Here is a 21180-nt window from a genome sequence, read left to right as displayed (position 1 = left end):
GGCGCGCTTAGCCTGCGCCCCCATGTTCCTGACCCATCTCGAATGTTCGCAGACGGGCGAGCGCTATGACGCGGATCGCCTGCAGAACCTGTCCGCTTGCGGCAAACCGCTGCTCGCCCGCTACGATCTCGACAAGGCCGCTGCCGCGCTAGACCGCAACACACTAGTCGGTCGCAAGGGCGGTATGTGGAAGTGGCGCGAATTGTTGCCGCTACCCGTCGGCGCCGAGCCGGTAAGCTTGGGCGAAATCGAAACACCCGTCCTGTCGCTCGATGCGCTTGGCGCGATGCATGGCACCGGTGCGCCTTTGGTCAAGGACGAAGGCCGACTGCCTACGGGCTCGTTCAAGGCGCGCGGGCTGGCGATGGCGGTGTCGATGGCGCGGCATTTCGGGGTCGAGCGGATCGCCATGCCGACCAACGGCAACGCCGGCGCGGCGCTGGCGGCCTATGCCAGCCGCGCCGGGATCGCCAGCCTCGTCATCTGCCCCGAGGAAACGCCCGAAACCAATATTCGCGAAGCCGTGATGCAGGGGGCGGAGGTCATCGTCACCGACGGCCAGATCGACCAATGCGGAAAGCTCGTCGGCGAAGGCGCGGCGGCGGGCAAGTGGTTCGATTGCTCGACGCTGAAAGAACCCTACCGACTGGAAGGCAAGAAGGTCATGGGGCTCGAGCTGATCGAACAGCTGGGGTGGGAAGTGCCCGACGCGATCTTTTATCCGACCGGCGGCGGGACCGGGCTCATCGGCATGTGGAAGGCCTTCGACGAACTCGAAGCGATCGGCCTCCTTGGTCCCGAGCGGCCGCGAATGTATGCGGTCCAGGCCGAGGGCTGCGCGCCCATCGTCACGGCGTTCGAAACCGGGGAACGCTGCGCGGCGCGGTGCGAAAACCCGGCGACCGTCGCGGTCGGCATTCGCGTGCCGAGCTGTGTCGGCGATTTTCTCATCCTCGACGCGGTGCGATCGAGCGGCGGCGCGGCGCTGGCGGTCAGCGAAGAGGCCATCCATGAAGCGTGGCGCGATGTCGCGGCGGGCGACGGCCTGCTGCTGTGCCCCGAAGGCGCTGCGGTGGTCGCGGCATGGCGCAAGGCGCTCGACCGCAAGCTGGTCGCAAAGGACGAGCGGGTCGTGCTGTTCAATTGTGCGGCGGGCAACAAATACCCGCTGCCGGCCGAGGCACGGCGCATGGCGATGAGCGAAATCGAGGTCGGCACCTTGTAACGCCCTCTTCGGGGCGGTCGCGCCGATAAGCATCCCCCGGATGCCTATCGAGAGCGACGGTGCCGGATGCAGGAGTCGAACCCGCGACCTTCGGTTTACAAAACCGCTGCTCTACCAGCTGAGCTAATCCGGCGACCGCGCCGCGCTCTCTGGCTCAAACCACGCCAAAGGTCCAGCCTTCTGTTCGCGCTATCTCGTCGCTGAGGGCAGGGGGGTCGAAGGCATCGGGATGTGCGGCGTGGGCGCGCATTCCCGCGGCGGTGACCAGCGCGTCGGTTTCGTGGTCGCTCAAGTCACGATCGCTATGAACCGGCGGGCTGCCGAGGGCGGTGAGCGCCGCATTGAGGTCATCGACATGCCGCAGTTTCCGTCCGCTGCCACCCGCCATGCGGATATAGAGACGGCCGTATATCTCCACCACAGCACTGCTGCCGGCTTCTACCGGATCGAACGGCCAGACCGGAACTTTGCCGTCCAGCCGATGGAGCAGGCGCATCCCCGCAAAGCTGGCCTTGGCGACTTGCGCCGCGCCGATCGCGTCATAGACGGTGGCCGCCTTGCCGCCCCCTTGCTCGTTCAACCGCTGCTCGACAGCGCGAAAGTGCATGTAATCCGCCTTCGTCCCGTCCGCCTTGCCGAAGTAGAAATGCCTGCGGTGCCGCTGTTCCAGGAAGCTGGCAGCGCCGAGATCCTCATCGTCGCTTTGCGCCTCCACATAGGCCCAGAACGACTTGGCGCTGTCCGGCACATCATCGCCGGGCAGATAGCTGCCGCGTTCGGCGAAAGGCGGCGCGAAGCTGAAATCGAAGCCGAACAGGGTGGGGGCCTGCTCGGCTGTCTCGATCAGCCAGTCGAGCACCTCGCGGCGCGACCAGACGTGGCCAGGGCGAACGAGGGCAGGGGCGGCATCGCCTGCCGTGATGGCGACGGCGATGCCCTTATGCTTCTTCCCCTTGGCGCCCGACCAGTCGATCGCGGCGAAGCGTTCGAACCTCACACCAAGGGCGGTTGGCTATCGTCATCGTCCTCGCTGGCCTTGCGGATGCGCTTGGGTGTCGGCTGGCGCGCGACAGGTGCGTCCATCGCCTGGGCCTGCCAGCGATCGAGCATGCGCGCCGCAGCCTCGCGCCCGCCCAGCCCGAATGCGATCGCAGCAGCGATCGCGGCCGCGCCAAGGATCAAGCCGAAGGCGAGGATCACGATTTCGTTGGCCAATCCCATGAAGGTGAGGCCGATTGCGGTGAACAGTGTTATCACCGCCCATTTGACGATTGTCTGCGCATAGCTGCCTTCTCCCGCGCCTTCGCCGACAAAACGGGCAAGCAGGCGCGACAGGAAGAAGCCGACGACGATGATGACGGTCCCGAAGATCACCTTGCCGCCAAGTTCGGTGATCTGGATCAGGAGTGCCGATACGCTCGATCCGCCGATGGCGCGAGTGGCTTCGATGGCAGCAGCCAGCATCACGGCGATGAAGGCGATCGACCCGACGATACGCGATGGCTGCGCGCTCTCGTCCATGATGCCCATCGACCGTACGGCGTTGTCGAAGCCCAGAGTCGGCAGGACCGCCTCGATCAGGGACTTCACCCAGCGTCCGATCACATAAGCGACAGCCAACCACAACAGGCCCATCAACAGATAGGGGATGGCAGAGGCCACTTGCTCGAGCATGCCGGTCAGCGGACGCGAAACGGCCTCGATCTGGAGAACGTCGAGTGCGGCGATGCTGATCGGGATGATGATCAGCGCATAAACGATCAGGCCCACGGCCTGCGCAATGCTGTGACGGGCAGGGGACGGTGCATCGGCGACGGTTTCGCCCTCGCTGTCGACCGCGACCGCGCGTTCGCCGATGGGAAGCCCGGCCTTGTGTGCCCAGCCTTCAATGTTGATCGCGCGCAGCGCAGCTTCGACGAGGTGGCGGGCCACTTTGGCGACGATAAGGCCGACCACGAAGATGACCAGCGCGCCGATCAGGTTGGGAATGAACGCGAAGACTTCGTTGGTGAGACGGCGGACCGGCTCGAGCACGTCGGACAGGCCGAGCGGCTCAAGGGCAGCAACCAGACCGACGAGCCACACCAGCCAGTAGCCGAGGCGTCCCATGTCCTTGCCGATGGATGTGCCATCGAGATCGGGATCGCGCTGCAACACGGGAATTTTCTTGACCGCCTTGCCGATCGCCCATTCCACCGCCTTGGCAACGAAGTGGGTGACGACGAGGATAAGGAGCGCAAAGAGGATGCGCGGACCCCATTCGATAAATTCGGAACGCCATACCGCGATGGCATCTTCGTTATACATGAACAGTCTCCCCATGTTTTGATCAGCCGATCATGGGCCAATCGAGCGCCTTTGTCTTGTCGAATTTCACTACCGTCACACCGCAAGTGGATTCGATATGGCAGCGTAACATTGGGCCGAAACGTTCGAGTAGCGGAACGATTCGCTGGGATTCGCGTTAATTGAGCAGATGAGGGGCAGAAATATCGGATTTTTCTGCCACGCTGAAACATACGGAGGGGAAACCATGCAAACCACCATCGGAACCGTAGGCCGCGCCTTCCAATTAGCGCCCGAAGCCGAGAGCATCGATGCGATCCGCAAACAGCTAAAAGAAGAAGGCCATTTCCAGGTGGATGCCCATTTGAGTGGCACGCAAATCAAGAAGGATCTGCGCAAGGCGATGCAGTCGAACTAGGCCCCTTCGGCGTCATCCCTTGAACCACGTCGCCGGGCGCGTTGTTCTTCCCAATAAACAAGGCGTTCGGCGATCTTCGCCTCCAGCCCGCGCCCGACGGGCTCGTAAAACTTCTGCGGCTCCATCGCTTCGGGCCAATAATCGTCGCCCGAAAAGCCGTCCTCGACATCGTGATCATAGGTATAGCCCGCGCCGTAGCCGATGTCTTTCATCAGCTTCGTCGGGGCGTTAAGGATATTCTGAGGCGGCATGAGGCTGCCGGTCTCCTTGGCTGTCTTGAAAGCAGCTTTTTGCGCCTTGTAGGCCGCATTCGACTTGGGCGCGGTGGCAAGATAAAGCGTGGCTTGCACGATGGCGAGTTCGCCTTCGGGGCTGCCGAGAAAATCGTAGGCGTCCTTGGCGGCAAGGCACTGCACCAGCGCGCTAGGATCGGCGAGGCCGATGTCTTCGCTGGCCATGCGGACAAGGCGGCGTAGCAGGTAGAGCGGTTCTTCACCGGCTACCAGCATCCTTGCGAGATAATACAGCGCGGCCTGCGGATCGCTGCCGCGGACAGATTTATGCAGCGCGCTGATGAGGTTGTAGTGACCCTCGCGATCCTTGTCGTAGACCGCGACGCGCCGCTGGAGAAGCTTGGCGAGGGCAGGGGGATCGAGCCGCTCATCGAGGTCCAGGTCGAAAAGGGTTTCGGCCTGGTTCAGCAGGAAGCGACCATCACCATCGGCGCTGGCAATAAGCGCGGCGCGCGCGTCGTCGGTCAGGGGTAGCTGCTTGTCTTCCAGCTCCTCGGCGCGATCGAGCAGCCTTGTCAGCGCGGTCTCATCGAGGCGGTGCAGGATGAGGACCTGCGCGCGGCTGAGCAATGCGGCGTTGAGCTCGAAGCTGGGATTTTCGGTCGTGGCGCCGACGAGCGTAATCGTGCCGTCTTCGACATAGGGCAGGAAGCCGTCCTGCTGGGCGCGGTTGAAGCGATGAATTTCGTCCACGAACAGGAGCGTGCGCCGATCCGCACCCGCCATTTTGCGGGCTTCAGCGAAGGCTTTCTTGAGATCCGCAACGCCCGAGAAGACGGCGGACAAGGCAACGAACCGCAGGCCTACTGCGTCGGCGAGCAGGCGCGCGATGCTTGTCTTGCCGGTACCGGGCGGCCCCCACAAGATCATGCTCGACAGTTTGCCGGCCTTGACCATGCGGCCGATCGCGCCGTCTTCGCCCGTGAGATGATCCTGGCCGATCACCTCGTCCAGCGATGATGGACGCAGGCGCTCGGCCAGCGGGGCATTGTCGCCCGGCGCTGCGTCTATTGCCGGTGCTTCGGATCCGAAAAGGTCGGCCATTGATGTTGATATGAGGTTCGCTCGTCGAAAAGGGAACCACCGCGCTTGACCCCACAAAAGATATATCTATCTAAAGATACATCTTAGAAAAGATATATCGGAGAAACATTATGGGTGGCAGGAGCTGGCAATATCGCTTCGGACGCGGCGATTGGGCGCCCTTCGTCGCGATGAGCATGGGCAAGGGCTGGGACAAGGATTTCGATTTCAACTTCGGCCCGGGCGGGCGTGGCGGCGGTGGTCGCCGCGGACGCGGGCGCAAACGCATGTTCGATGCCGGTGAATTGCGGCTCGTGCTCCTGCACTTGCTGAGCGAAAAGCCGCGCCATGGCTACGACCTTATTCGCGAGATCGAGGAGATGACGGGGGGCGGCTATTCGCCCAGCCCCGGCACGGTCTATCCCACACTGCAGTTGCTCGAGGAAATGGACCTCATCGAAGAGATCGATGACAAGACCTCAAAGCGGCTCTTTTCGATCACCAAAGAAGGCAAGACCTATCTCGCCAAGCGCACCGACGAGATCGAAACGCTGATGGGGCGGCTCGAACGGCATGGTGCCAAGCACGAGCGGGTGGGGCGCCCCGAACTCAAGAAGGCGATCGCCAACGTGATGACCGCGATGTGGCACAAAGTCGCGACCGAGGAAGCCGATGAGGAAACTCTGGCCGAGATCGCGGCGATCCTCGACAAAGCCGCGAAAAAGATCGCGAAGCTCTAGGCTTTCCCGCGGCGCCTAAGCACGCGTTTGTACACGTCGACGACGGCCGAGTTGATCGTATCCCAGTCGCGCGTCTTGGCGCGGGCCAGGCCCTCGGCGCCATGATCGGCGCGCAAGGCGGGATCTTCGGCATATTTTTGCAGCCCGTCGGCGAGACATTTCGTATCGTGCGGCGGGCAAAGAAACCCGTTTACTCCGTCGGTGACGAGGTTGTTGGTGCCGGTGGCGGCCACGGCCACCACGGGCAGGCCGACCGCCATCGCCTCCAGGGTCACGTTGCCGAATGCCTCGGTGACCGACGGATTGAGCAACACATCGGACGACGCCACGGCGCGCGCCAGATCGTTGCCCGTCTGCTGCCCGATGAAGATGGCATCGTCGGCAAGGCGATCGGCGAACCAGTCATGCGCGGGACCCTTGCCGATCACGAGCACGCGGTGTTTGACGCCGCGTTTGCGCAGTTCGGCGACACTGTCCGAAAAGACGTCGAGCCCTTTTTCCATCACGATGCGGCCCAGGAAGGCGATGACGAATTCGTCGTCCGCGATGCCGTGGCTGCGGCGCCATTCCATGTCGCGGCGTTCGGGGTTCCACTGGTCGCGATCGACACCGCGGCTCCAGATCGAGATGTCATCGTTCATCCGCTGCGCCTCGAGCACCGCGACCGTGCTTTCGGCAGGAGCGACCAGCGCATCGCAGCGCTGGTACAGCCGCCGCAGGCCGGCGCGCATGTAAGGCTCGAAAATCGACAGGTGGTAATATTCGAGATAGGTCTCGAAGCGGGTATGCACGCTGGCGATCGCGGGAATGTCGTGCTTGCGCGCCCAGGTTACCATGCGGTGGGACACCACGTCCGGGCTGGCGATATGGACGATGTCGGGATCGAACTTTTCAAGATCGTCCCTGACCTTGCCGGTAAGCCAGAGCGGGAAGCGGTATTCCTTGCGTCCGGGAATGGCGAAGCTTGGCACCGACACCAGTTCGCCCGTCGGTTCGAACGCTGGTTCATCGACCGTCGGCGAATAGATGCGGACCTGCGCGCCTTCTTTCAGCAAGTAGCCGACCAGGCGATTGAGCGCCTGGTTCGCCCCGTCGCGCACATAGTTATAGTTGCCCGAGGACAGGGCAATCTTGAGGTCTGCCGCCTTCATGCGCCCTGCATTAGCCGCGTTTGCGCGCGCTCGCTACCGTTCGTGGTGGCAAAGATGTTGCCCAATATTCGGTGCAGCGCGAAAACGATCGTCATGCCGATCAACCCGTCGAGCGCATAGTGCCAGCCAGACGCGATCGACAGCAGGAAAATCAGTACGAGAAAGGCGAGCGCCGGCCAGCGCCACGGGCCATGCCACGCCACCAGCAGCAGCCATGCGGCAACCATGACGTGAACCGATGGCATCGCTGAAATGCCCGTGCCCACGCCCGGTTTTTCGACCGAAACGAGATAATCGGCATAATGTTCGGCAAGCGCCGGGAATGGTCCGTAGCGATCTGGGTCGTAAAGAATGGGGCCTGCCGATTGATACAGAGCCTGCAGCAGCAGCGAGGCGGGCCCCCAGATCAGAAAAAACGTAAGGACCAAGTGGCTGCGAGCGCGCGCAACGATACCAAGCGCCACCAGCATCAACGGTATCCAGCCTTGGGCATACACTACCATCAGCGGTTCGACCGCCATCCATCGCAACCATCTGATCGGGTCGGTGCCGAACATGATGGTTTCCAATGCGGCAAGCGCGGGGTCAGCCCAAAAACCGAATTGGTTGAGCCAGGACTTGATGGGCGAATAGGCTGCGAGCGCAAATCCGGCGAGGACGAAAACGGCGTAGATGGCGCGCCATTCATCATCCCTGAACGTTTTGAGATGCGGCGCCCCGCGCCAGCCCAGATAATGCAGCCCGGCCACGCAGACGGAGCCACCGACCGCGACAAGCAAGATGGTCGTCCAGACAAGCGTGCCGGCGGTCAGGAAAGCGGTCGCTACCATCGCGCTCACGAGGACAGCGCTGGCAAATAGAGGATCGCGCAGCGATCTCACGACGCTTGCTCCGGGATGAGGCAATCGGTGTACAGGCCCAAGGATCCCATCGGCCTGTTAAAGGTGTGCAGATACAACTCGTGCTCGATCCGCGGCGCGACGTGCACCCAACGCATTGGGATGGTAACCGCGAACAGGTCGAGCTTGTTCACTTTGGTGATCCAGTCATTGGACCACGCGCCGTATGCGGTGAAGATGATATCGTCAAAGCCCAGCCGGCGGACTGTCCCATATTCGCGCGGATAATAGATTTGCGGGATGAACCGGTCGGCGTGAGGAGCAAGGTAGCGCAGGCCGTCATTGCCGGTCTTGATATCGGTAACAATGCGCACGTCGGGATGCTTTTCGAGCCATGCGAACAACTCTTCGAGGGTCAGCTCGCTCATGCGATCCTCATCGTGCCCGATCAGCAGCGCGCCATCGCGCTCGATGAAGTCGAGTTCGATCAGCGTGAAGCCGTTCTTGACGGCAAGATCCATCGCGGCACGACTGTTGGTGTAGAGGCCATCGGGCAAGCCGCCGCCAGCATGCGCGATAAGCGGGCGATCATGTTCGCGATACGAGGAACAACCTTCCTGCTGGCTACAGGCCGAGAGGGCAACGCAAGCGCCCACACAAAGATATCGCCCCCTCATGTGCCAAAAAATGTAGCAGGGCCCCCAAGGCAACACAATTACGCGCGCAATCCGGCGGTTGCCAAACGGCGTTGCTATGGAGACAAAGAAGCATGAGCGACAATGATTCTTCAGACCAGCCGGTCAGCCGCGACAAACAGCTTTCAATGGTAGACGAGGCGCTGGTGGCGGGCTCGATCGCCAACACCAACGGCTTGCTCGTGATCCTGGCGCGGCTGGTGGCGCGCGGGGTGTTCGACAGCGAAGACTTGCAGGCCTTTAGCGAAAGCTATTCCAAGCCGCTCGACCATGAAGGCATGCGCGAAAACGAACTGATCAGCCAGATGCAGGACCAGATGGAAGAAACTCTGGCGCAGCTGATGACTTTCATCGCGGACAATCAGGAGGACTGAGCGCGGGTCCACAGGCCCTGACGGCCATTGTTTCGAGGGGCAGCCCCATTGCTGTCGAGGAAGGCCTTCAACACCAGCCTGCCTTTTTCGCCGTTCGATAGTGCGATGCGCTTATCCCATGCGCGCGGGCCGAGCTCGCGGGCGCGTTCCGCGATGGCGCCGTAGATGCGGCTGGCGGCGTTGATCGCCCAGCGGCTGCGGAAGGGTAATCGCGCGGCGCCGACATGGGCACTGGCGCGGTAATCGTCGGCCATGTCGGCAAGGTGGGTGGCGAACTTGGCCAGCGTCGGGCGGTTGGCGGGGAGCGCGAGGTCGGCGGCACCAATCCCTTCGGCGTCAAGCCAGTCCTGCGGTAGATAGGTGCGGCCAATTTCGGCATCGACGACGATGTCGCGCGCGATATTGGCGAGCTGGAAGGCGATGCCCAGGTCCGCGGCGCGGTTGAGCGTGTCTTCGTCGTCCGGTTTGACGCCCATGACGATCGCCATCATCACGCCCACCGCGCCGGCGACCTGGTAGCAATAGGAAAGGAGATCATCCTCGGTTTGCGGCGCCCAGCCGGCGGCGTCTCGCTCGAACCCGGCGAGGTGATCTTCGGCGGCCCAGCGCGGGATGTGCGCCTCCTCGGCCACGACAGCCATCGCATCGAACGGCACCAGACCGGTGGCCAATCCTTCGAACGCCTGCGCAGTCTTGTCCCGAATGAAGGCGAGCCGCTCGGCAGGATCGGTCACTTCGACCGCGTCGTGGCCGAGCGTCTGCCCATCGGTGATATCGTCGCAAGCACGACACCAGCTGTAGAGCAGCCAGCTCTTCTCGCGCGTCGGCTGGTCGAACAGATGGCTGGCGAAGCGAAAGCTCTTGGAGCCCTCGGCGATGATGCCGCCAGCTTCCTGGACGAGGCGGTCGCGCTGGTTCACCCGATCATCAGCTCCGCGGTCGCCTGCGCCGACCCGACGACGCCCGGAATGCCGGCACCCGGATGCGTGCCCGCGCCGACGAAATATAGGTTGCTCAATTTGTCGTCGCGATTGTGCGTGCGGAACCAGGCCGACTGGGTCAGCACCGGCTCGAGGCTGAAGGCGCTGCCAAGGTGCGCGAACAGGTCGGTCTTAAAATCGGCCGGGCTATAGTGGAACTGGGTGCGGATACGGCTGCGCACATCGGGGATCAGCCGTTCCTCGATCACATCGAGCACCACATCGGCATATTTGGGGCCTTCCGCGTCCCAATCGACAGGCGCCTTGCCCATGTGCGGGACAGGCGCGAGCGCGTAAAAGGTCGAGCAGCCTTCCGGCGCCATCGAGGGGTCGGTCTTGGTCGGATGATGCAAATAGAGCGCCGGATCGGTCGCCAGATTGCCCTTGTTGTAGATGTCGCCAAGCAGCCCTTTGTAGCGCGGTCCGAACATGATCATGTGATGCGGCACATCGGGGCAGGTGCCCTCAAGGCCGAAATGCAGCACGAACAGCGACGGGCTGAACCGCTTGCGCTTGACCGACTTCTGGTGCGCGGCGCGGGGATGATCGAGCAGGCCGTAGGTGGCGACGACGTCCCCGTTGGAGGCAACCGCGTCGGCGACGGCGCTCCAGCCGCTCGCGGTCTCGACGCCTGTCACCTTGTCGCCATTGGCGGTGATTTTGGTGACCGGGTCGCCAAGCCTGATCGTGCCGCCGAGACGCTCGAACAGCGCCACCATGCCCGCGATGAGCCTGTTGGTGCCGCCCTTTGCGAACCAGACACCGCCGTCGCGCTCCAGCTTGTGGATCAGCGCATAGACCGACGAGCAGGTCATCGGGTTGCCGCCGACCAGCAGCGTGTGGAATGATAGTGCCTGGCGCAATTTTTCATTTTCGACAAAGCTTGCAACGATCGAATAGACCGAGCGCCACGCCTGATAGCGGGCCAGGCTGGGCGCGGCCTTGAGCATGTCGGTCACCTTGAGGAACGCCTTGGTGCCGAGCTTCTCGTAGCCCTCGTGGAAGACACCTTCGGAAAATTCGAGGAAACGTTTGTATCCCTCGACATCGGCGGGGTTGAGCTCGTTGATCTGCGCGAATAGCCGCTGGTCGTCATTGGTATAATCGAAGCGCGTGCCGTCGGGCCAGTCGAGCGCGTAGAACGGGTCGACCGGGACGAGATCGACATCGGCCGCGATATCCTGCCCCGAAAGCGCCCAAAGCGACTTCAAACAATCGGGATCGGTGATGACCGTCGGGCCGGCATCGAAGACGTGCCCGTCTTTCTCCCAATAATATGCGCGGCCGCCAGGCTTGTCGCGCGCTTCCACGATCGTGGTGGCGATGCCCGCCGATTGAAGGCGAATGGCGAGCGCAAGCCCGCCAAAGCCCGAGCCGATGACGATTGCAGAATTCACGCACTTCCTCTCAAGGCACGGATCGCGCGCGGAATGGAAGCAGGGGGCTTGCCGATGAGGATCCGGGCACGGTCGATTGTCGTCGATCTGCCCGCGTAGAAGCGTTCGATCAACCCCGCCGGAAGACGGTAGAAATGCTCCATGATCCGATAGCGGTGCGGCGGATCGGCGGCATCGAAGAGCATGCGCGCGAGCCCGCGATCGAACGCGGTGCGCTTCCAGATTTCCTCCGCGCGCCGGCGCGTCGCGCTGCCCAGCTCCGCGCCCGGCATCGGCATGGCTTCAGCAAGCCACGCGGCGAAGCGCACGGCTTCGGGGACCGAATAGCTGGTCAGCGGATGGAAGAAGCCGCCGCGTGTGCCGGCGCGCGCAAGCGTGTCGCGCTGCGGCCAGAACGTGTCGAAATCGCCCGACATGACGACGGGCAGAACGCCAGTTTCTTCGTGAACGATGCGATGGTGATGCCAGCCTTGTGCGGCGGCATAGTCAGCGATGCGCTGCGACAATCTGCGTTGGTCGAGCTCGCGGTCCTTCTGGTAATAGGTATCCTCTACGAAGACGCGCCTGTCGTCGAAGGGCAGGCAATAGACGAAGCGATAGCCCTCCGACTGGTCCACAGTCGCGTCCATGATGATGGGAACGGTAAGACCGTGGCCGCCCTCCACCTCCAGCATTTGCCCGACGAATTTCTGCCAGCCACATTTGAGGCCCCGGGGCGGCTCGGTGAACCCGCGCGCGTCGAGCACGGCGGCAGCCTCGAGCTGCACGCCGCCTGCCATGCGAACGGTTGTCGGCGTGGCATTGATGATATTGCCGGCAACGATCCGCTCGGGATCGAGCCGGGCCCGCAACTCACGATCAAAGCGCTCGCTCGTCATGCTGTTATAGGCAGTGTCGAAGGTCCGCTTGATCTTGGGGAACCGCACCGCGTTGCACACCCAGCGCTGGACGACGAAAGGATTGACGAGGTGGCGGTCCTCGGGCGCGATATCGCTGTCGAAGAAAGACCAGACATGATTGCCGCCAAGCGCGTCTTCGCGGTCGACCAGCGTAACCGACAGTTCGGGGCGGCGATGTTTGAGCGCCAAGGCGCATAGGCCACCGGCAAGGCCGCCCCCCATGATGATCAAGTCAGTCACGGCAATATCCCTAGCGACGGGCGGCGGGCTCGCCTAGAGCTAGTCAGATGTGGACAGCGATCCTTCTTTCCGCACTCGGCATGACCATGATTATCACGCTGCGCTATCTTGCGGTCAGCGGGCTGTTCGCGGCGTGGACGGCGCGGCGCTTTCCCGGGCGGATGGCAGGCCAGAAGAAGCAGATCGCGATGGAGTTGCGCTGGTCGCTACTGTCGATGGCGATCTACGGCGTGCCCGCGGGCATCATCGCTTGGGGCTGGGCGCAGCATGGCTGGACCAGGATGTACTCAAACTGGGGCGACTATCCGCTGTGGTGGGCGCCGATCAGCGTGCTGCTCTATCTGTTCGTCCATGACACCTGGTTCTACTGGACGCACCGCGCGATGCATTGGCCACCGCTGTTCAAGCGCGTCCACGCGGTCCATCATGCCAGCCGCCCGCCGACGGCCTGGGCGGCGATGAGCTTTCACCCGTGGGAAGCGCTTACCGGCGCGGTGGTCATTCCGGCGCTGGTGTTCCTAATCCCCATCCATCTCAGTATGTTGCTCGTAGTCCTCACCATCATGACAATTATGGGCGTGACCAATCATATGGGCTGGGAGCTCTTCCCAAAACGCCTCGTTCATGGTGTGTTGGGACGGGGGTTGATAACCGCCAGCCACCACGAACTGCATCATAGCAAGTATCGGTGTAACTATGGGCTTTACTTCCGGTTTTGGGACCATCTCTGCAAAACTGATGCCGGGCTTGGTACCTTCAAGTCCGCGCCCGCTCGTCGCGCTGGCCGCGCTCCCGTTGTTGGGGATGGCAAACCCGAACGCCGCACCGTCTGAAGGTGCCAGCGCCGCGGCGGCGGTCGCCCCTACCGGCGTCAGCCTGACCGTCACGATAGAAAATCTTCGCAGCGGCAAGGGCATGCTCAGCATGTGCCTTACCGATGTCGAGGACGATTATCTGGAATGTGCGGAGCATGCCGGTTCGGTCCGGCGCGAGATCAAGGTGTCGTCCGGCCGCTCGATCAAGATCGACCGGCTGGCACCCGGCACCTACTATCTGATGGTGCTGCATGACGAGAATGCCAACGGGAAGATGGACACCTTTCTTGGCGTGCCGAAGGAAGGCTTCGGGTTCTCGAACAATCCGGGTTTGCGCGCGGGCCCGCCGCGCGCGCACCATGTCCGCTTCACCGTCAGCGGAAACGATAGCGAACAGCGCGTGAGGCTGCGCTACCTGCTTTAGCTGCCTTTCCTTTCGCCGACCCTGTGCTAGGTCGTTGTCATGACTACGACGATCACCAATCTGACCGATGATCTGGGCAACGAAGTTTCCAACGAGGTCGCCGCGGCGCCTCCGCCCGGCGAGCCCGTTGATGAAAGCGCAGGAGAACAGGCGGAGCGACTGGTAGAAGGGGCCGTCGAAGGCACCGTGGACACCACCGTTCGTCTGTTCGAAGGCCTTGACGAGTTCAAGGTTGCGATCGGCAATTTCAGCGTATCTCTGCTCGATGTCATCACCTGGCTGGTTGTCGGCATCGCGCTCTTCGTTCTTGCACGGGTGGCGCTATGGGGGGTCAAACGCCTGATCCGCCGCGCCAACCGGTTCGATGCGACGCAAGGTCTGCTGGCCGAGAAGATCGCGACGATCATCATCATCGCGATCGTCGTCCTGATCGGCATCGACATGACCGGGTTCGACCTGTCGAGCCTGGCCTTCTTTTCGGGCGCGGTCGGCCTTGCGGTCGGCTTCGGCCTGCAGAAGACCTTCGGTAACTTCATTGCCGGGCTGATCCTGCTGATGGACCGGTCGGTGAAGCCCGGAGACGTGATTGTCGTGAACGATTATTTCGGCGCGATCAGCAAGATCGGGACGCGCGCCGTCAGCATGATTACCCGCGACGGCAAGGAATTCCTCATCCCGAACGAACTGCTGATGACCGAAACGGTCGAAAACTGGTCATACAGTTCGAAGAATGTGCGCGTGCAGATCCCTGTCGGCGTGAGCTATTCGAGCGACCTGGCGCGCGTGGAAGAAATTTTGATCGAATGCACCGCTGCCTGCGCGCGCGTTCTCAAAAATCCCAAGCCCAACGTCTGGCTCAAGGAATTTGGGGACAATAGCGTCAATTTCGAGATCCAGGCCTGGATCCGCGATCCCGAAGCCGGTGTCGGGAACGTGCGCAGCGAAGTGCTCAAGGCGGTTTGGTGGGCCTTCAAGGACGAAGGTATCGAAATCCCGTTCCCGCAGCGCGATGTCTACATCAAGCAGTTCCCCGGCAAGGGCGAGGACGCAGGCGCCGACGCCTAGGCCTTACTTGAAGTTGTCGGCGTAGGCCTGAATCTTGAGGCTGTTGGGCGGGCTCTTCACGACATGCGCGTCGATGCCCTTGCGCTGACAATAGGCCAGCGCCTCATCGAGCGTCTCGAACGTGAGGCGGATTTGGGTATTGGTGTCGCCGCTTCCGGCCCAGCCGGTGAGCGGGTCGGGCCGCATCTTCTCGCTGCGTTCGAACATGAGCAGCCAGCGGCCGGCCTGGGCCTTGCCCGACTGGGTGGTCTTTCGCTGTTCTTCGATAATGCGTGCCGTCGTCATGGCCGCCATTTGCCGCGCCAGCGGGGCAGAATCAAGACATGTTGCGCTTGGTCTTGAGCGTGGGCTTGGCGCTGGCAGGGTCATCGGGCCAATAATGTTTGGGATAGCGCCCGCGCATTTCCTTGGCGACCTCGGCCCATGAACCTTGCCAGAATGCCGGTAGATCGCGGGTCGCCTGGATCGGGCGATGCGCCGGGCTGGTGAGCTTGATGAGGAGCGGCGTGCTGCCGATCATCGGGTGCCGGGTCAGTCCGTAGAGCGCTTGCGCGCGAACTTCGACCGAAGGGGCGTCATCGCCCGTATAGTCGATCGCATGGGTGGAGCCCGCGGGACTGGTGAACGAACGCGGCGCCTCTTTTTCGAGCGCTTGCTGCGTATCCCAGCCGGCCATTGCGAGCGCCGCTTCGGCCACCTTGGCCGGGTCGAGGTCGAGCTTGCGCTTACCGGCAAGCAACGGGGCGAGCCACTGGTCTGCGGTGGCGGCGAGGGTCTCCGGTGCAAGCGCATCGATCCCGGCAAAGCGGGCGCGGCCGAGAAACTCCTTGGGGAGCAGGGCGGCGATGTCCGCTTTTTCCAGCAGGAGCGCTGCGATGGCATCTTCATCGGGGGACGGGTCGGGCCCGCTGGAAAGTTTGATGGCACCCATCCGTTTTTCGACCAGCGCTTCAACGCGGCCCGCTTTCCATTTGAGGACAGAAGTTTTCTTTATGCGGTAGCGGAGCGCCTGCTCGACTTCCTCGCCATTGAGCGGCACCGCAGCGGTAATGCGGGCTTCTTTGGCCTTGCCGGTCGCATCGGCGATGAACAGCCAGTCACTTCGCGCCAGCGGCGAGGCAGGATCGAGGATGAAGCCACGTCCACCCGCCGAGACCCAGCGCTCGCCGTTTCCGTCGCGCGGACGGGCCACATTGTCGGGGTGGGCGAAGGCTAGCGCCATGGCGGGGGCAAATGGGCGATCATCAGCATCGGGAATCATGCGCTGGGCCCTATCTGCCCAGCTCCGCGCGAGCTGGCGAGCGGCATTGGCGCGCTTGCCACGATCACCGCGCCATCGGGCGAGCCGTTGAAGAAGATCCTCGCCGGTTCCGCCAAGCCCGCGCTCCTGGATTAGCAGGACCAGTTCGGCCACCGCGCGGCATTGGCCGATCTCGGCGCCGTACAGGGTCGCCGCGGCGTGGATGGGTGACATCGGCAGCGACGCAACCTTGCGCCCAAAGGGCGTGATGCGGCCGTCCTCACCGATGGCACCCAAATCGCGCAGTTGCCGTCGGGCGATTTCGAGCGAGGCCTTGGGCGGCGGATCGATCCATTCGAGCGTGTCGGCTTCGGCGCCCCACAATTGCAGCGTCAACAAGAGCGGGGCGAGATCGGCACTCATGATTTCGGGCGGATCATTCGCGGGTAACGCGCTGGTGGCAGCTTCTTCCCACAACCGGATGGCAACGCCGGGCGCTTGCCGCGCGGCGCGCCCGGCACGCTGCGTGGCGGCTGCCTGGCTGGCGCGATCGGTGACGAGCCGCGTGAAGCCCGCGACGGCGTCATGGCGCGGGCGGCGCGCAAGACCGCTGTCGACGACGATGCGCACATCGTCGAGCGTGACGCTGGTCTCGGCGATCGCACTGGAAAGGACCAGCTTGCGTTTGCCCGGGGGCGGCGGCGCGAGCGCGGCGCGCTGCGCTGCCGGATCGATACGACCGTGGAGACGGTGGAGGACCACGTTGTCGGGCAGCCGGCCGAGCGCCTCGGCAGTGCGCTCGATCTCGCCGACTCCGGGCAGGAACGCGAGTAGCGAACCTTCATGCTGCGCCAGCGCGCGGCGGCATGCAGCGGCCATTTGCGGGTCGATGCGCTGCGCTGCGTCGCGCCCTTCATGGAGGATGGTCAGCGGATAGCTTTTGCCCGTGCTCTCGATAATCGGCGGGTTTCCAAGGAGCGCGGCAAAGCCCTGGCTGTCGAGCGTTGCCGACATGGCGAGCAGGCGCAAATCCTCGCGCAGCCCCTCGGCGGCATCGAGCGTGAGCGCGAGCGCGACATCGTTGTCGAGACTTCTTTCGTGCACCTCGTCGAACAACACCGCGCTGACACCCGTGAGTTCGGGGTCGGCCTGCAAGCGCGCCAGGTAGACGCCGTGCGTCATTATCGTGATGCGCTTGCCGGGCTTACTGTCGAGCCGGGTGGCATAGCCGATGGTCTGCCCCGGTTTTTCGCCGCGTTCCTGCGCCATGAACTCGGCGGCAGCGCGCGCGGCAAGTCGGCGCGGCACGAGCAGCAGGATCTCGCCATTACACCAGGGCTCGCCAAGCAAAGCTGGCGCGACCCTTGTCGTTTTCCCCGCGCCGGGCGGTGCAATGAGCAAGGCGCGCGTGCCGCTGCGCAGCGCATCGGCCAATTCAGGCAGGACATCGTCGATTGGTAGGCGCGGCATTGCCGCCCGCTTTATCGGGCTACCACCAGTTCGTCCACGATAGTGGGGTCAGCTCGATTGCCGTGCGGCCGTCATGGTCCTCGACCAGCGTGGCATCAAAGCTGGTGGATTTCTTTCGGTAACGTACGGTGCGCATCAACGCGGCTGCTTCGTCCCGCGTCGCGGGCCGCGGATTGAAGCCAGTCTGCAGGTTATCCGAATAGAATGGGTGAAGGCGAATCCCGGGATCGCTCCCCGCGTCCGCGCCGAAACTCAATTCGGCAACAAGCCCGAAGGGCTGGGCGCGTTCATAGTCGGCGAAGCGCCCGCGCGAATTGAAATACAGGTTGCCGATGCCATACAGGATCCACCGGTCCTTGTAGCGCGCGATCTCCTGCGTGCCGTGGCTGTGATGACCGATCACCATATCGGCCCCCGCGTCGATCAGCGCCTTGCCGAGCATCTCCTGCTCATCCGAAACCCAAGCGTAATTGCTCCCCCAATGCGGGTAGGCGATGATGAAGAGATCGTCATGCTGGCGGCGTAAACGCGCTACCTGCCGGGCAAAATAATCGACGTCGAGCGGCGCTGCGCCGGGTCGCAAATCTTCCGCGTAGAATGGCCAGTTTTCGCGGTAATTGTCGCGTTCTTCGAACATCGCGAAGACGGCTAGCGTTATCGTCCCGCCGCCGGGACGAGGCAACTGGCGGATAAGCGGCGCGGCGGCCTCGTCCAACGTGCGGCCAATGCCGAAGCTGTCGATCCCGCTTGGCGCCAGCGCGGCCAGACTGTTCTCCAGCCCCGCGGCGCCCTGGTCCATGCTGTGATTATTGGCCAGCCCCACCGCATCGATCCCCGCCGCCTTTAGTGCCGTGACGGCTTTGGCCGGATCGGTGAAATGGATGTAATCCTTTTTCCGAAGCTGGTCCGGGGTCCGCTCGCTCAACGGCGCTTCGAAATTGGCGATGCTGTATTCGGCGCGGCTCAGGAGCGGGCGCAGATGCTCGAGGCCGGCGGCGTAGCGGTCCGCGTCTCCCAACTCTTCCGGTCCGACATAGTTTTCGCCAAAATGCGTATCCCCGCCTATGGCGACGATGGTGCCCTCGGCAAAATCTTCCTGCGGCGACCCGCATGCCGACACCATGGCGGCGAGGGCAAGCATCCACGAAAAGCGCATTTTCATCATCCGCGCTGAATAAAAGCATTGTCCCCGCGCCGCCACCCAAGCGCCATCAATGCCCCGAAATGGGGCTCGACACGGTTAATAGGCGCGGGCCACGGCGAATTGCGCGGCTTCGGCCATCGCTTTTCGCGCACTGGTGTCGGGGAAAATGCTGAGCGCGTCGATGGCGCGGCGGGCATAAGCGCGCGCCGCCTCCGCGGTGTCGTTCAGCGCATCGGTTCGGCGCATCAGCGCGACTGCATGGGCGAGATCGGCATCGCTGCTGCGTTCGCCCTGCATCGCCGCCCGCCAGAAGGCCTTGTCCTCGTCCGAGCCTCGAGCGTGGGCGAGGATGACCGGAAGGGTCATCTTGCCATCGCGAAAATCATCGCCGAGGGCCTTGCCCATCGTCGCTTCGTCGGACGTGTAATCGATCGCGTCGTCGACAAGCTGAAAGGCGACGCCCAGATTGCGGCCATAGGCTTCGAGCGCCATTTCCTGCTCCTCGCTGGCTTCGGCGATGACGGGGGCAACGCGGCAGGCGGCGGCGAAGAGCGCAGCCGTTTTGGCGCCGATGATGGTCAGATATTCCTCTTCGCTGGTCTCGATCCGGCGCTGTGCGGTCAGCTGGTCCACTTCGCCTTCGGCGATGACCGCGCTGGCATGGCTGAGGATCTTGAGCACCTTGAGGCTGCCGTCCTCGACCATCAGCTCAAAAGCGCGGGAAAACAGGAAATCGCCGACCAGCACGGTCGCGGGATTACCCCAAATCAGGTTGGCGGCGCGCTTGCCGCGGCGCATCTCGCTGCCATCGACGACATCGTCGTGCAGCAGGGTGGCGGTATGGATGAATTCGACTGCGGCGGCGAGCTTGTGGTGGCGCGTGCCGGGATAATCGAGCAGCCGCGCGCTCGCGACCGTCAACATGGGGCGCAGCCGCTTGCCGCCGCCCGCGATCAGGTGACCGGCCAGTTCGGGAATCATCGCCACCTTCGACTGCATGCGCTCGAGAATGACGCTGTTGACGGCGTGCATGTCGTCTGCCGTCAGCGCCAGCATGGGCTGCAGCGAAGGCTCGGCGGAATCGCGGATCGGGGTCACGTTCATGGCCGGCTCTCTAGCCCGCTTCGGGTGCCGCGGGAAGAGAAAGGGTTGCCATGAGCCCGCCTAAATCCTCGCTGCTGGCAAGCGTGATGGAGCCATCGTAAATCTCCGCGACGTCGCGGACGATGGCGAGGCCAAGGCCGGTGCCGGGCTTGCCGGTATCATCGAGCCTCGCGCCGCGTTTGAACAGTTCGTCGACCCTTTCCGCAGGGATGCCGGGCCCGTCATCTTCGATAATGATGTCGATCATCGGTGCGGACTTCACGATCTCCACGAACACGCGGCCGCCGCCATATTTGGCGGCGTTCTCGATAAGATTTCCGAGCATTTCATCGAGATCCTGCCGCTCGACGCGGACACAGGCCTCGCGGTCGCCGGTAATGTCGATCGTGGTGCCTTCATAAAGCCGCGCAACGGCGCGTTCGATCGTATCGAGACTGGCGGCGACATTGGCGCGCGCCTGCGCGGAGGACCGGCGCCCGATAGCGCGGGCGCGGGCAAGATGGTGATCGACCTGGCGGCGCATCACGGTCGCTTCGCGGCGCACGATTTCGTCGAGGTTGGCGTCCTTCGCTGTGGCTGCGTTGGTGATGACGGTCAGCGGCGTCTTGAGCGCATGGGCAAGGTTGCCCGCATGACGACGCGCTTCCTCGGCGCGCTTTTCATTATGCTCTAGCAGTTCATTGATCTCTTCGGTCAGCGGCATGATTTCGCGCGGGAAATCGGGATCGATCCGCTGGCGCTGGCCGGTGCGGATGGCGGCAACTTCCTTGGCCACGCGGCGCAAGGGCCAAAGGCCGTACAGTGTCTGCAGGGCGGCCATCAGGATTAGGCCGAGGCCCAGCGCCGCAAAGGACTGGATAAGCGTCGTGCGCAAGTCCCGGATTTGTGAATCCAGTTCTTCACGGCTTTGCGCGACCTGGAAGCGCCAGCGGACATCGCTCTCGGGGATATAGGCGTCGGTCTCGACGATGCGCAGCGGTTCGCCATCGAACTCGTACGAGTTGCGGACGTGGATATCTTCGTCGTTATGCTGGATGCTGGGGTCGAGCCGCCGATCCCAGAGCGACCGCGAGGGGAAGGCTTCGAAGCCGGGGCCGGAAATCTGGTAATAGAGCCCCGAATAGGCTTCGAAAAAGCGCTGATCGGCGAGCGCGCGATTAAGATAGACTTCGCCGTCGGGCCCGATCTCGGCCGCGATCAGCATGGCATTGAGGTTATATTCCAGCTGGTCGTCGAAATTGTCGACGACGGTGCGGGTCAGGATGCGGTCGAGCGCAAAGCCGCCTGCGAGCAGCAGAACGACGATCCATAAGGCGGCAATGCCGATCATGCGGCGGGTCACGCTTTCGCGCGGCCCG

The 21180-nt window shown here is 63.2% G+C and carries 21 protein-coding genes and 1 tRNA gene; 7 read left to right on the top strand and 15 right to left on the bottom strand.

Annotation, left to right across the window (positions count from 1 at the left end; translation table 11 throughout):
• Positions 1 to 22 precede the first annotated feature (22 nt).
• Complete coding sequence (locus NUX07_RS10295; protein WP_265530484.1) at positions 23 to 1225, top strand: threonine synthase; 1203 nt, start codon at positions 23 to 25, stop codon at positions 1223 to 1225.
• A gap of 60 nt (positions 1226 to 1285) precedes the next feature.
• On the opposite strand, the gene NUX07_RS10290 is transcribed toward NUX07_RS10295, so the two are convergent.
• The 3 genes from NUX07_RS10290 to NUX07_RS10280 form a co-directional block, all read right to left on the bottom strand.
• Positions 1286 to 1358, bottom strand: a tRNA-Thr gene (locus NUX07_RS10290).
• 21 nt (positions 1359 to 1379) lie between these two features.
• Complete coding sequence (locus tag NUX07_RS10285; protein ID WP_265530483.1) at positions 1380 to 2222, bottom strand: hypothetical protein; 843 nt, start codon at positions 2220 to 2222, stop codon at positions 1380 to 1382.
• On the bottom strand, positions 2219 to 3532 hold the full coding sequence (locus NUX07_RS10280) for a mechanosensitive ion channel (RefSeq protein WP_265530482.1): 1314 nt from the start codon (positions 3530 to 3532) through the stop codon (positions 2219 to 2221). The genes NUX07_RS10285 and NUX07_RS10280 overlap by 4 nt, the downstream gene beginning before the upstream one ends.
• Positions 3533 to 3758: 226 nt before the next feature.
• Here NUX07_RS10280 and NUX07_RS10275 point away from each other — a divergent pair, with 226 nt between their 5' ends.
• Complete coding sequence (locus NUX07_RS10275) at positions 3759 to 3929, top strand: hypothetical protein (protein WP_265530481.1); 171 nt, start codon at positions 3759 to 3761, stop codon at positions 3927 to 3929.
• Here the strand turns inward: NUX07_RS10275 and NUX07_RS10270 are convergent.
• Positions 3926 to 5266 carry a replication-associated recombination protein A gene (locus NUX07_RS10270; protein ID WP_265530480.1) on the bottom strand — a complete coding sequence of 447 codons (1341 nt, stop codon included), beginning with the start codon at positions 5264 to 5266 and terminating at the stop codon, positions 3926 to 3928. The genes NUX07_RS10275 and NUX07_RS10270 overlap by 4 nt on opposite strands.
• A 110-nt stretch (positions 5267 to 5376) precedes the next feature.
• Between NUX07_RS10270 and NUX07_RS10265 the strand changes: the two genes are divergently transcribed.
• Complete coding sequence (locus NUX07_RS10265; protein ID WP_265530479.1) at positions 5377 to 5985, top strand: PadR family transcriptional regulator; 609 nt, start codon at positions 5377 to 5379, stop codon at positions 5983 to 5985.
• On the opposite strand, the gene NUX07_RS10260 is transcribed toward NUX07_RS10265, so the two are convergent.
• From NUX07_RS10260 to NUX07_RS10250, 3 genes are read right to left on the bottom strand one after another with little or no spacing between them, the layout of a single operon-like run.
• Entirely contained in the window at positions 5982 to 7136 is a 1155-nt protein-coding gene (locus NUX07_RS10260; protein WP_265530478.1) for a glycosyltransferase family 4 protein, read from the bottom strand. The genes NUX07_RS10265 and NUX07_RS10260 overlap by 4 nt on opposite strands.
• A complete protein-coding gene (locus NUX07_RS10255; RefSeq protein WP_265530794.1) occupies positions 7133 to 7966 on the bottom strand; it encodes a phosphatase PAP2 family protein in 834 nt (277 codons plus the stop codon). The genes NUX07_RS10260 and NUX07_RS10255 overlap by 4 nt, the downstream gene beginning before the upstream one ends.
• Before the next feature lie 47 nt (positions 7967 to 8013).
• The gene (locus NUX07_RS10250; protein ID WP_265530477.1) at positions 8014 to 8652 is read right to left on the bottom strand and encodes a PI-PLC domain-containing protein; all 639 of its coding nucleotides are present in this window, start codon (positions 8650 to 8652) and stop codon (positions 8014 to 8016) included.
• 92 nt (positions 8653 to 8744) lie between these two features.
• On the opposite strand from NUX07_RS10250, the gene NUX07_RS10245 reads away from it, so the two are divergent.
• On the top strand, positions 8745 to 9044 hold the full coding sequence (locus NUX07_RS10245; RefSeq protein ID WP_265530476.1) for a hypothetical protein: 300 nt from the start codon (positions 8745 to 8747) through the stop codon (positions 9042 to 9044).
• On the opposite strand, the gene NUX07_RS10240 is transcribed toward NUX07_RS10245, so the two are convergent.
• From NUX07_RS10240 to crtY, 3 genes are read right to left on the bottom strand one after another with little or no spacing between them, the layout of a single operon-like run.
• The gene (locus NUX07_RS10240; protein ID WP_265530475.1) at positions 9032 to 9964 is read right to left on the bottom strand and encodes a phytoene/squalene synthase family protein; all 933 of its coding nucleotides are present in this window, start codon (positions 9962 to 9964) and stop codon (positions 9032 to 9034) included. The genes NUX07_RS10245 and NUX07_RS10240 overlap by 13 nt on opposite strands.
• Positions 9961 to 11421 carry a phytoene desaturase gene (locus tag NUX07_RS10235; RefSeq protein ID WP_265530474.1) on the bottom strand — a complete coding sequence of 487 codons (1461 nt, stop codon included), beginning with the start codon at positions 11419 to 11421 and terminating at the stop codon, positions 9961 to 9963. The genes NUX07_RS10240 and NUX07_RS10235 overlap by 4 nt, the downstream gene beginning before the upstream one ends.
• Positions 11418 to 12542 carry a lycopene beta-cyclase CrtY gene (gene crtY, locus NUX07_RS10230; protein WP_265530793.1) on the bottom strand — a complete coding sequence of 375 codons (1125 nt, stop codon included), beginning with the start codon at positions 12540 to 12542 and terminating at the stop codon, positions 11418 to 11420. Before crtY ends, NUX07_RS10235 begins: the two co-directional genes overlap by 4 nt.
• 65 nt (positions 12543 to 12607) lie before the next feature.
• Here crtY and NUX07_RS10225 point away from each other — a divergent pair, with 65 nt between their 5' ends.
• From NUX07_RS10225 to NUX07_RS10215, 3 genes are read left to right on the top strand one after another with little or no spacing between them, the layout of a single operon-like run.
• Positions 12608 to 13393, top strand: a complete 786-nt coding sequence (locus NUX07_RS10225; RefSeq protein WP_265530473.1) for a sterol desaturase family protein — start codon at positions 12608 to 12610, stop codon at positions 13391 to 13393.
• Positions 13365 to 13799, top strand: coding sequence for a DUF2141 domain-containing protein (locus tag NUX07_RS10220; RefSeq protein WP_265530472.1), 435 nt, complete (start codon positions 13365 to 13367; stop codon positions 13797 to 13799). Before NUX07_RS10225 ends, NUX07_RS10220 begins: the two co-directional genes overlap by 29 nt.
• A gap of 39 nt (positions 13800 to 13838) precedes the next feature.
• The gene (locus NUX07_RS10215) at positions 13839 to 14864 is read left to right on the top strand and encodes a mechanosensitive ion channel family protein (protein WP_265530471.1); all 1026 of its coding nucleotides are present in this window, start codon (positions 13839 to 13841) and stop codon (positions 14862 to 14864) included.
• A 3-nt stretch (positions 14865 to 14867) separates the two neighbouring features.
• Here the strand turns inward: NUX07_RS10215 and NUX07_RS10210 are convergent, their stop codons facing one another.
• The 5 genes from NUX07_RS10210 to NUX07_RS10190 all read right to left on the bottom strand — a co-directional run bounded on the left by NUX07_RS10210 (position 14868) and on the right by NUX07_RS10190 (position 21152).
• Positions 14868 to 15149: an NADH dehydrogenase ubiquinone Fe-S protein 4 gene (locus NUX07_RS10210; protein ID WP_265530470.1), complete on the bottom strand. Its 282-nt coding sequence runs from the start codon at positions 15147 to 15149 to the stop codon at positions 14868 to 14870.
• Between the two features lie 31 nt (positions 15150 to 15180).
• Entirely contained in the window at positions 15181 to 17574 is a 2394-nt protein-coding gene (gene hrpB / locus NUX07_RS10205) for an ATP-dependent helicase HrpB (RefSeq protein ID WP_265530469.1), read from the bottom strand.
• A gap of 19 nt (positions 17575 to 17593) precedes the next feature.
• Positions 17594 to 18730, bottom strand: a complete 1137-nt coding sequence (locus NUX07_RS10200; protein WP_265530468.1) for a CapA family protein — start codon at positions 18728 to 18730, stop codon at positions 17594 to 17596.
• An 84-nt stretch (positions 18731 to 18814) separates the two neighbouring features.
• Positions 18815 to 19822: a polyprenyl synthetase family protein gene (locus NUX07_RS10195; RefSeq protein ID WP_265530467.1), complete on the bottom strand. Its 1008-nt coding sequence runs from the start codon at positions 19820 to 19822 to the stop codon at positions 18815 to 18817.
• Positions 19823 to 19832: 10 nt separating this feature from the next.
• Positions 19833 to 21152 (bottom strand): ATP-binding protein, encoded by a 1320-nt coding sequence (locus NUX07_RS10190; RefSeq protein ID WP_265530792.1) that lies wholly within the window; start codon positions 21150 to 21152, stop codon positions 19833 to 19835.
• Between the last annotated feature and the right edge of the window lie 28 nt (positions 21153 to 21180).

It is taken from the genome of Sphingomicrobium marinum (assembly GCF_026157105.1).
GTDB classification, from domain to species: Bacteria; Pseudomonadota; Alphaproteobacteria; order Sphingomonadales; family Sphingomonadaceae; genus Sphingomicrobium; species Sphingomicrobium marinum.
This window is presented reverse-complemented; position numbering and strand designations above follow the sequence as displayed.

Excerpts from the sequence above, each read along its gene's own strand:
- NUX07_RS10295 (WP_265530484.1), top strand. The coding sequence starts at position 23 with ATGTTCCTGACCCATCTCGAATGTTCGCAGACGGGCGAGCGCTATGAC.
- NUX07_RS10280 (WP_265530482.1), bottom strand. The coding sequence starts at position 3,532 with ATGTATAACGAAGATGCCATCGCGGTATGGCGTTCCGAATTTATCGAA.
- NUX07_RS10275 (WP_265530481.1), top strand. The coding sequence starts at position 3,759 with ATGCAAACCACCATCGGAACCGTAGGCCGCGCCTTCCAATTAGCGCCC.
- NUX07_RS10270 (WP_265530480.1), bottom strand. The coding sequence starts at position 5,266 with ATGGCCGACCTTTTCGGATCCGAAGCACCGGCAATAGACGCAGCGCCG.
- NUX07_RS10265 (WP_265530479.1), top strand. The coding sequence starts at position 5,377 with ATGGGTGGCAGGAGCTGGCAATATCGCTTCGGACGCGGCGATTGGGCG.
- NUX07_RS10260 (WP_265530478.1), bottom strand. The coding sequence starts at position 7,136 with ATGAAGGCGGCAGACCTCAAGATTGCCCTGTCCTCGGGCAACTATAAC.
- NUX07_RS10255 (WP_265530794.1), bottom strand. The coding sequence starts at position 7,966 with ATGGTAGCGACCGCTTTCCTGACCGCCGGCACGCTTGTCTGGACGACC.
- NUX07_RS10250 (WP_265530477.1), bottom strand. The coding sequence starts at position 8,652 with ATGAGGGGGCGATATCTTTGTGTGGGCGCTTGCGTTGCCCTCTCGGCC.
- NUX07_RS10245 (WP_265530476.1), top strand. The coding sequence starts at position 8,745 with ATGAGCGACAATGATTCTTCAGACCAGCCGGTCAGCCGCGACAAACAG.
- crtY (WP_265530793.1), bottom strand. The coding sequence starts at position 12,542 with ATGGGGGGCGGCCTTGCCGGTGGCCTATGCGCCTTGGCGCTCAAACAT.
- NUX07_RS10225 (WP_265530473.1), top strand. The coding sequence starts at position 12,608 with ATGTGGACAGCGATCCTTCTTTCCGCACTCGGCATGACCATGATTATC.
- NUX07_RS10220 (WP_265530472.1), top strand. The coding sequence starts at position 13,365 with ATGGCAAACCCGAACGCCGCACCGTCTGAAGGTGCCAGCGCCGCGGCG.
- NUX07_RS10215 (WP_265530471.1), top strand. The coding sequence starts at position 13,839 with ATGACTACGACGATCACCAATCTGACCGATGATCTGGGCAACGAAGTT.
- NUX07_RS10210 (WP_265530470.1), bottom strand. The coding sequence starts at position 15,149 with ATGACGACGGCACGCATTATCGAAGAACAGCGAAAGACCACCCAGTCG.
- hrpB (WP_265530469.1), bottom strand. The coding sequence starts at position 17,574 with ATGCCGCGCCTACCAATCGACGATGTCCTGCCTGAATTGGCCGATGCG.
- NUX07_RS10200 (WP_265530468.1), bottom strand. The coding sequence starts at position 18,730 with ATGCGCTTTTCGTGGATGCTTGCCCTCGCCGCCATGGTGTCGGCATGC.
- NUX07_RS10195 (WP_265530467.1), bottom strand. The coding sequence starts at position 19,822 with ATGAACGTGACCCCGATCCGCGATTCCGCCGAGCCTTCGCTGCAGCCC.
- NUX07_RS10190 (WP_265530792.1), bottom strand. The coding sequence starts at position 21,152 with ATGATCGGCATTGCCGCCTTATGGATCGTCGTTCTGCTGCTCGCAGGC.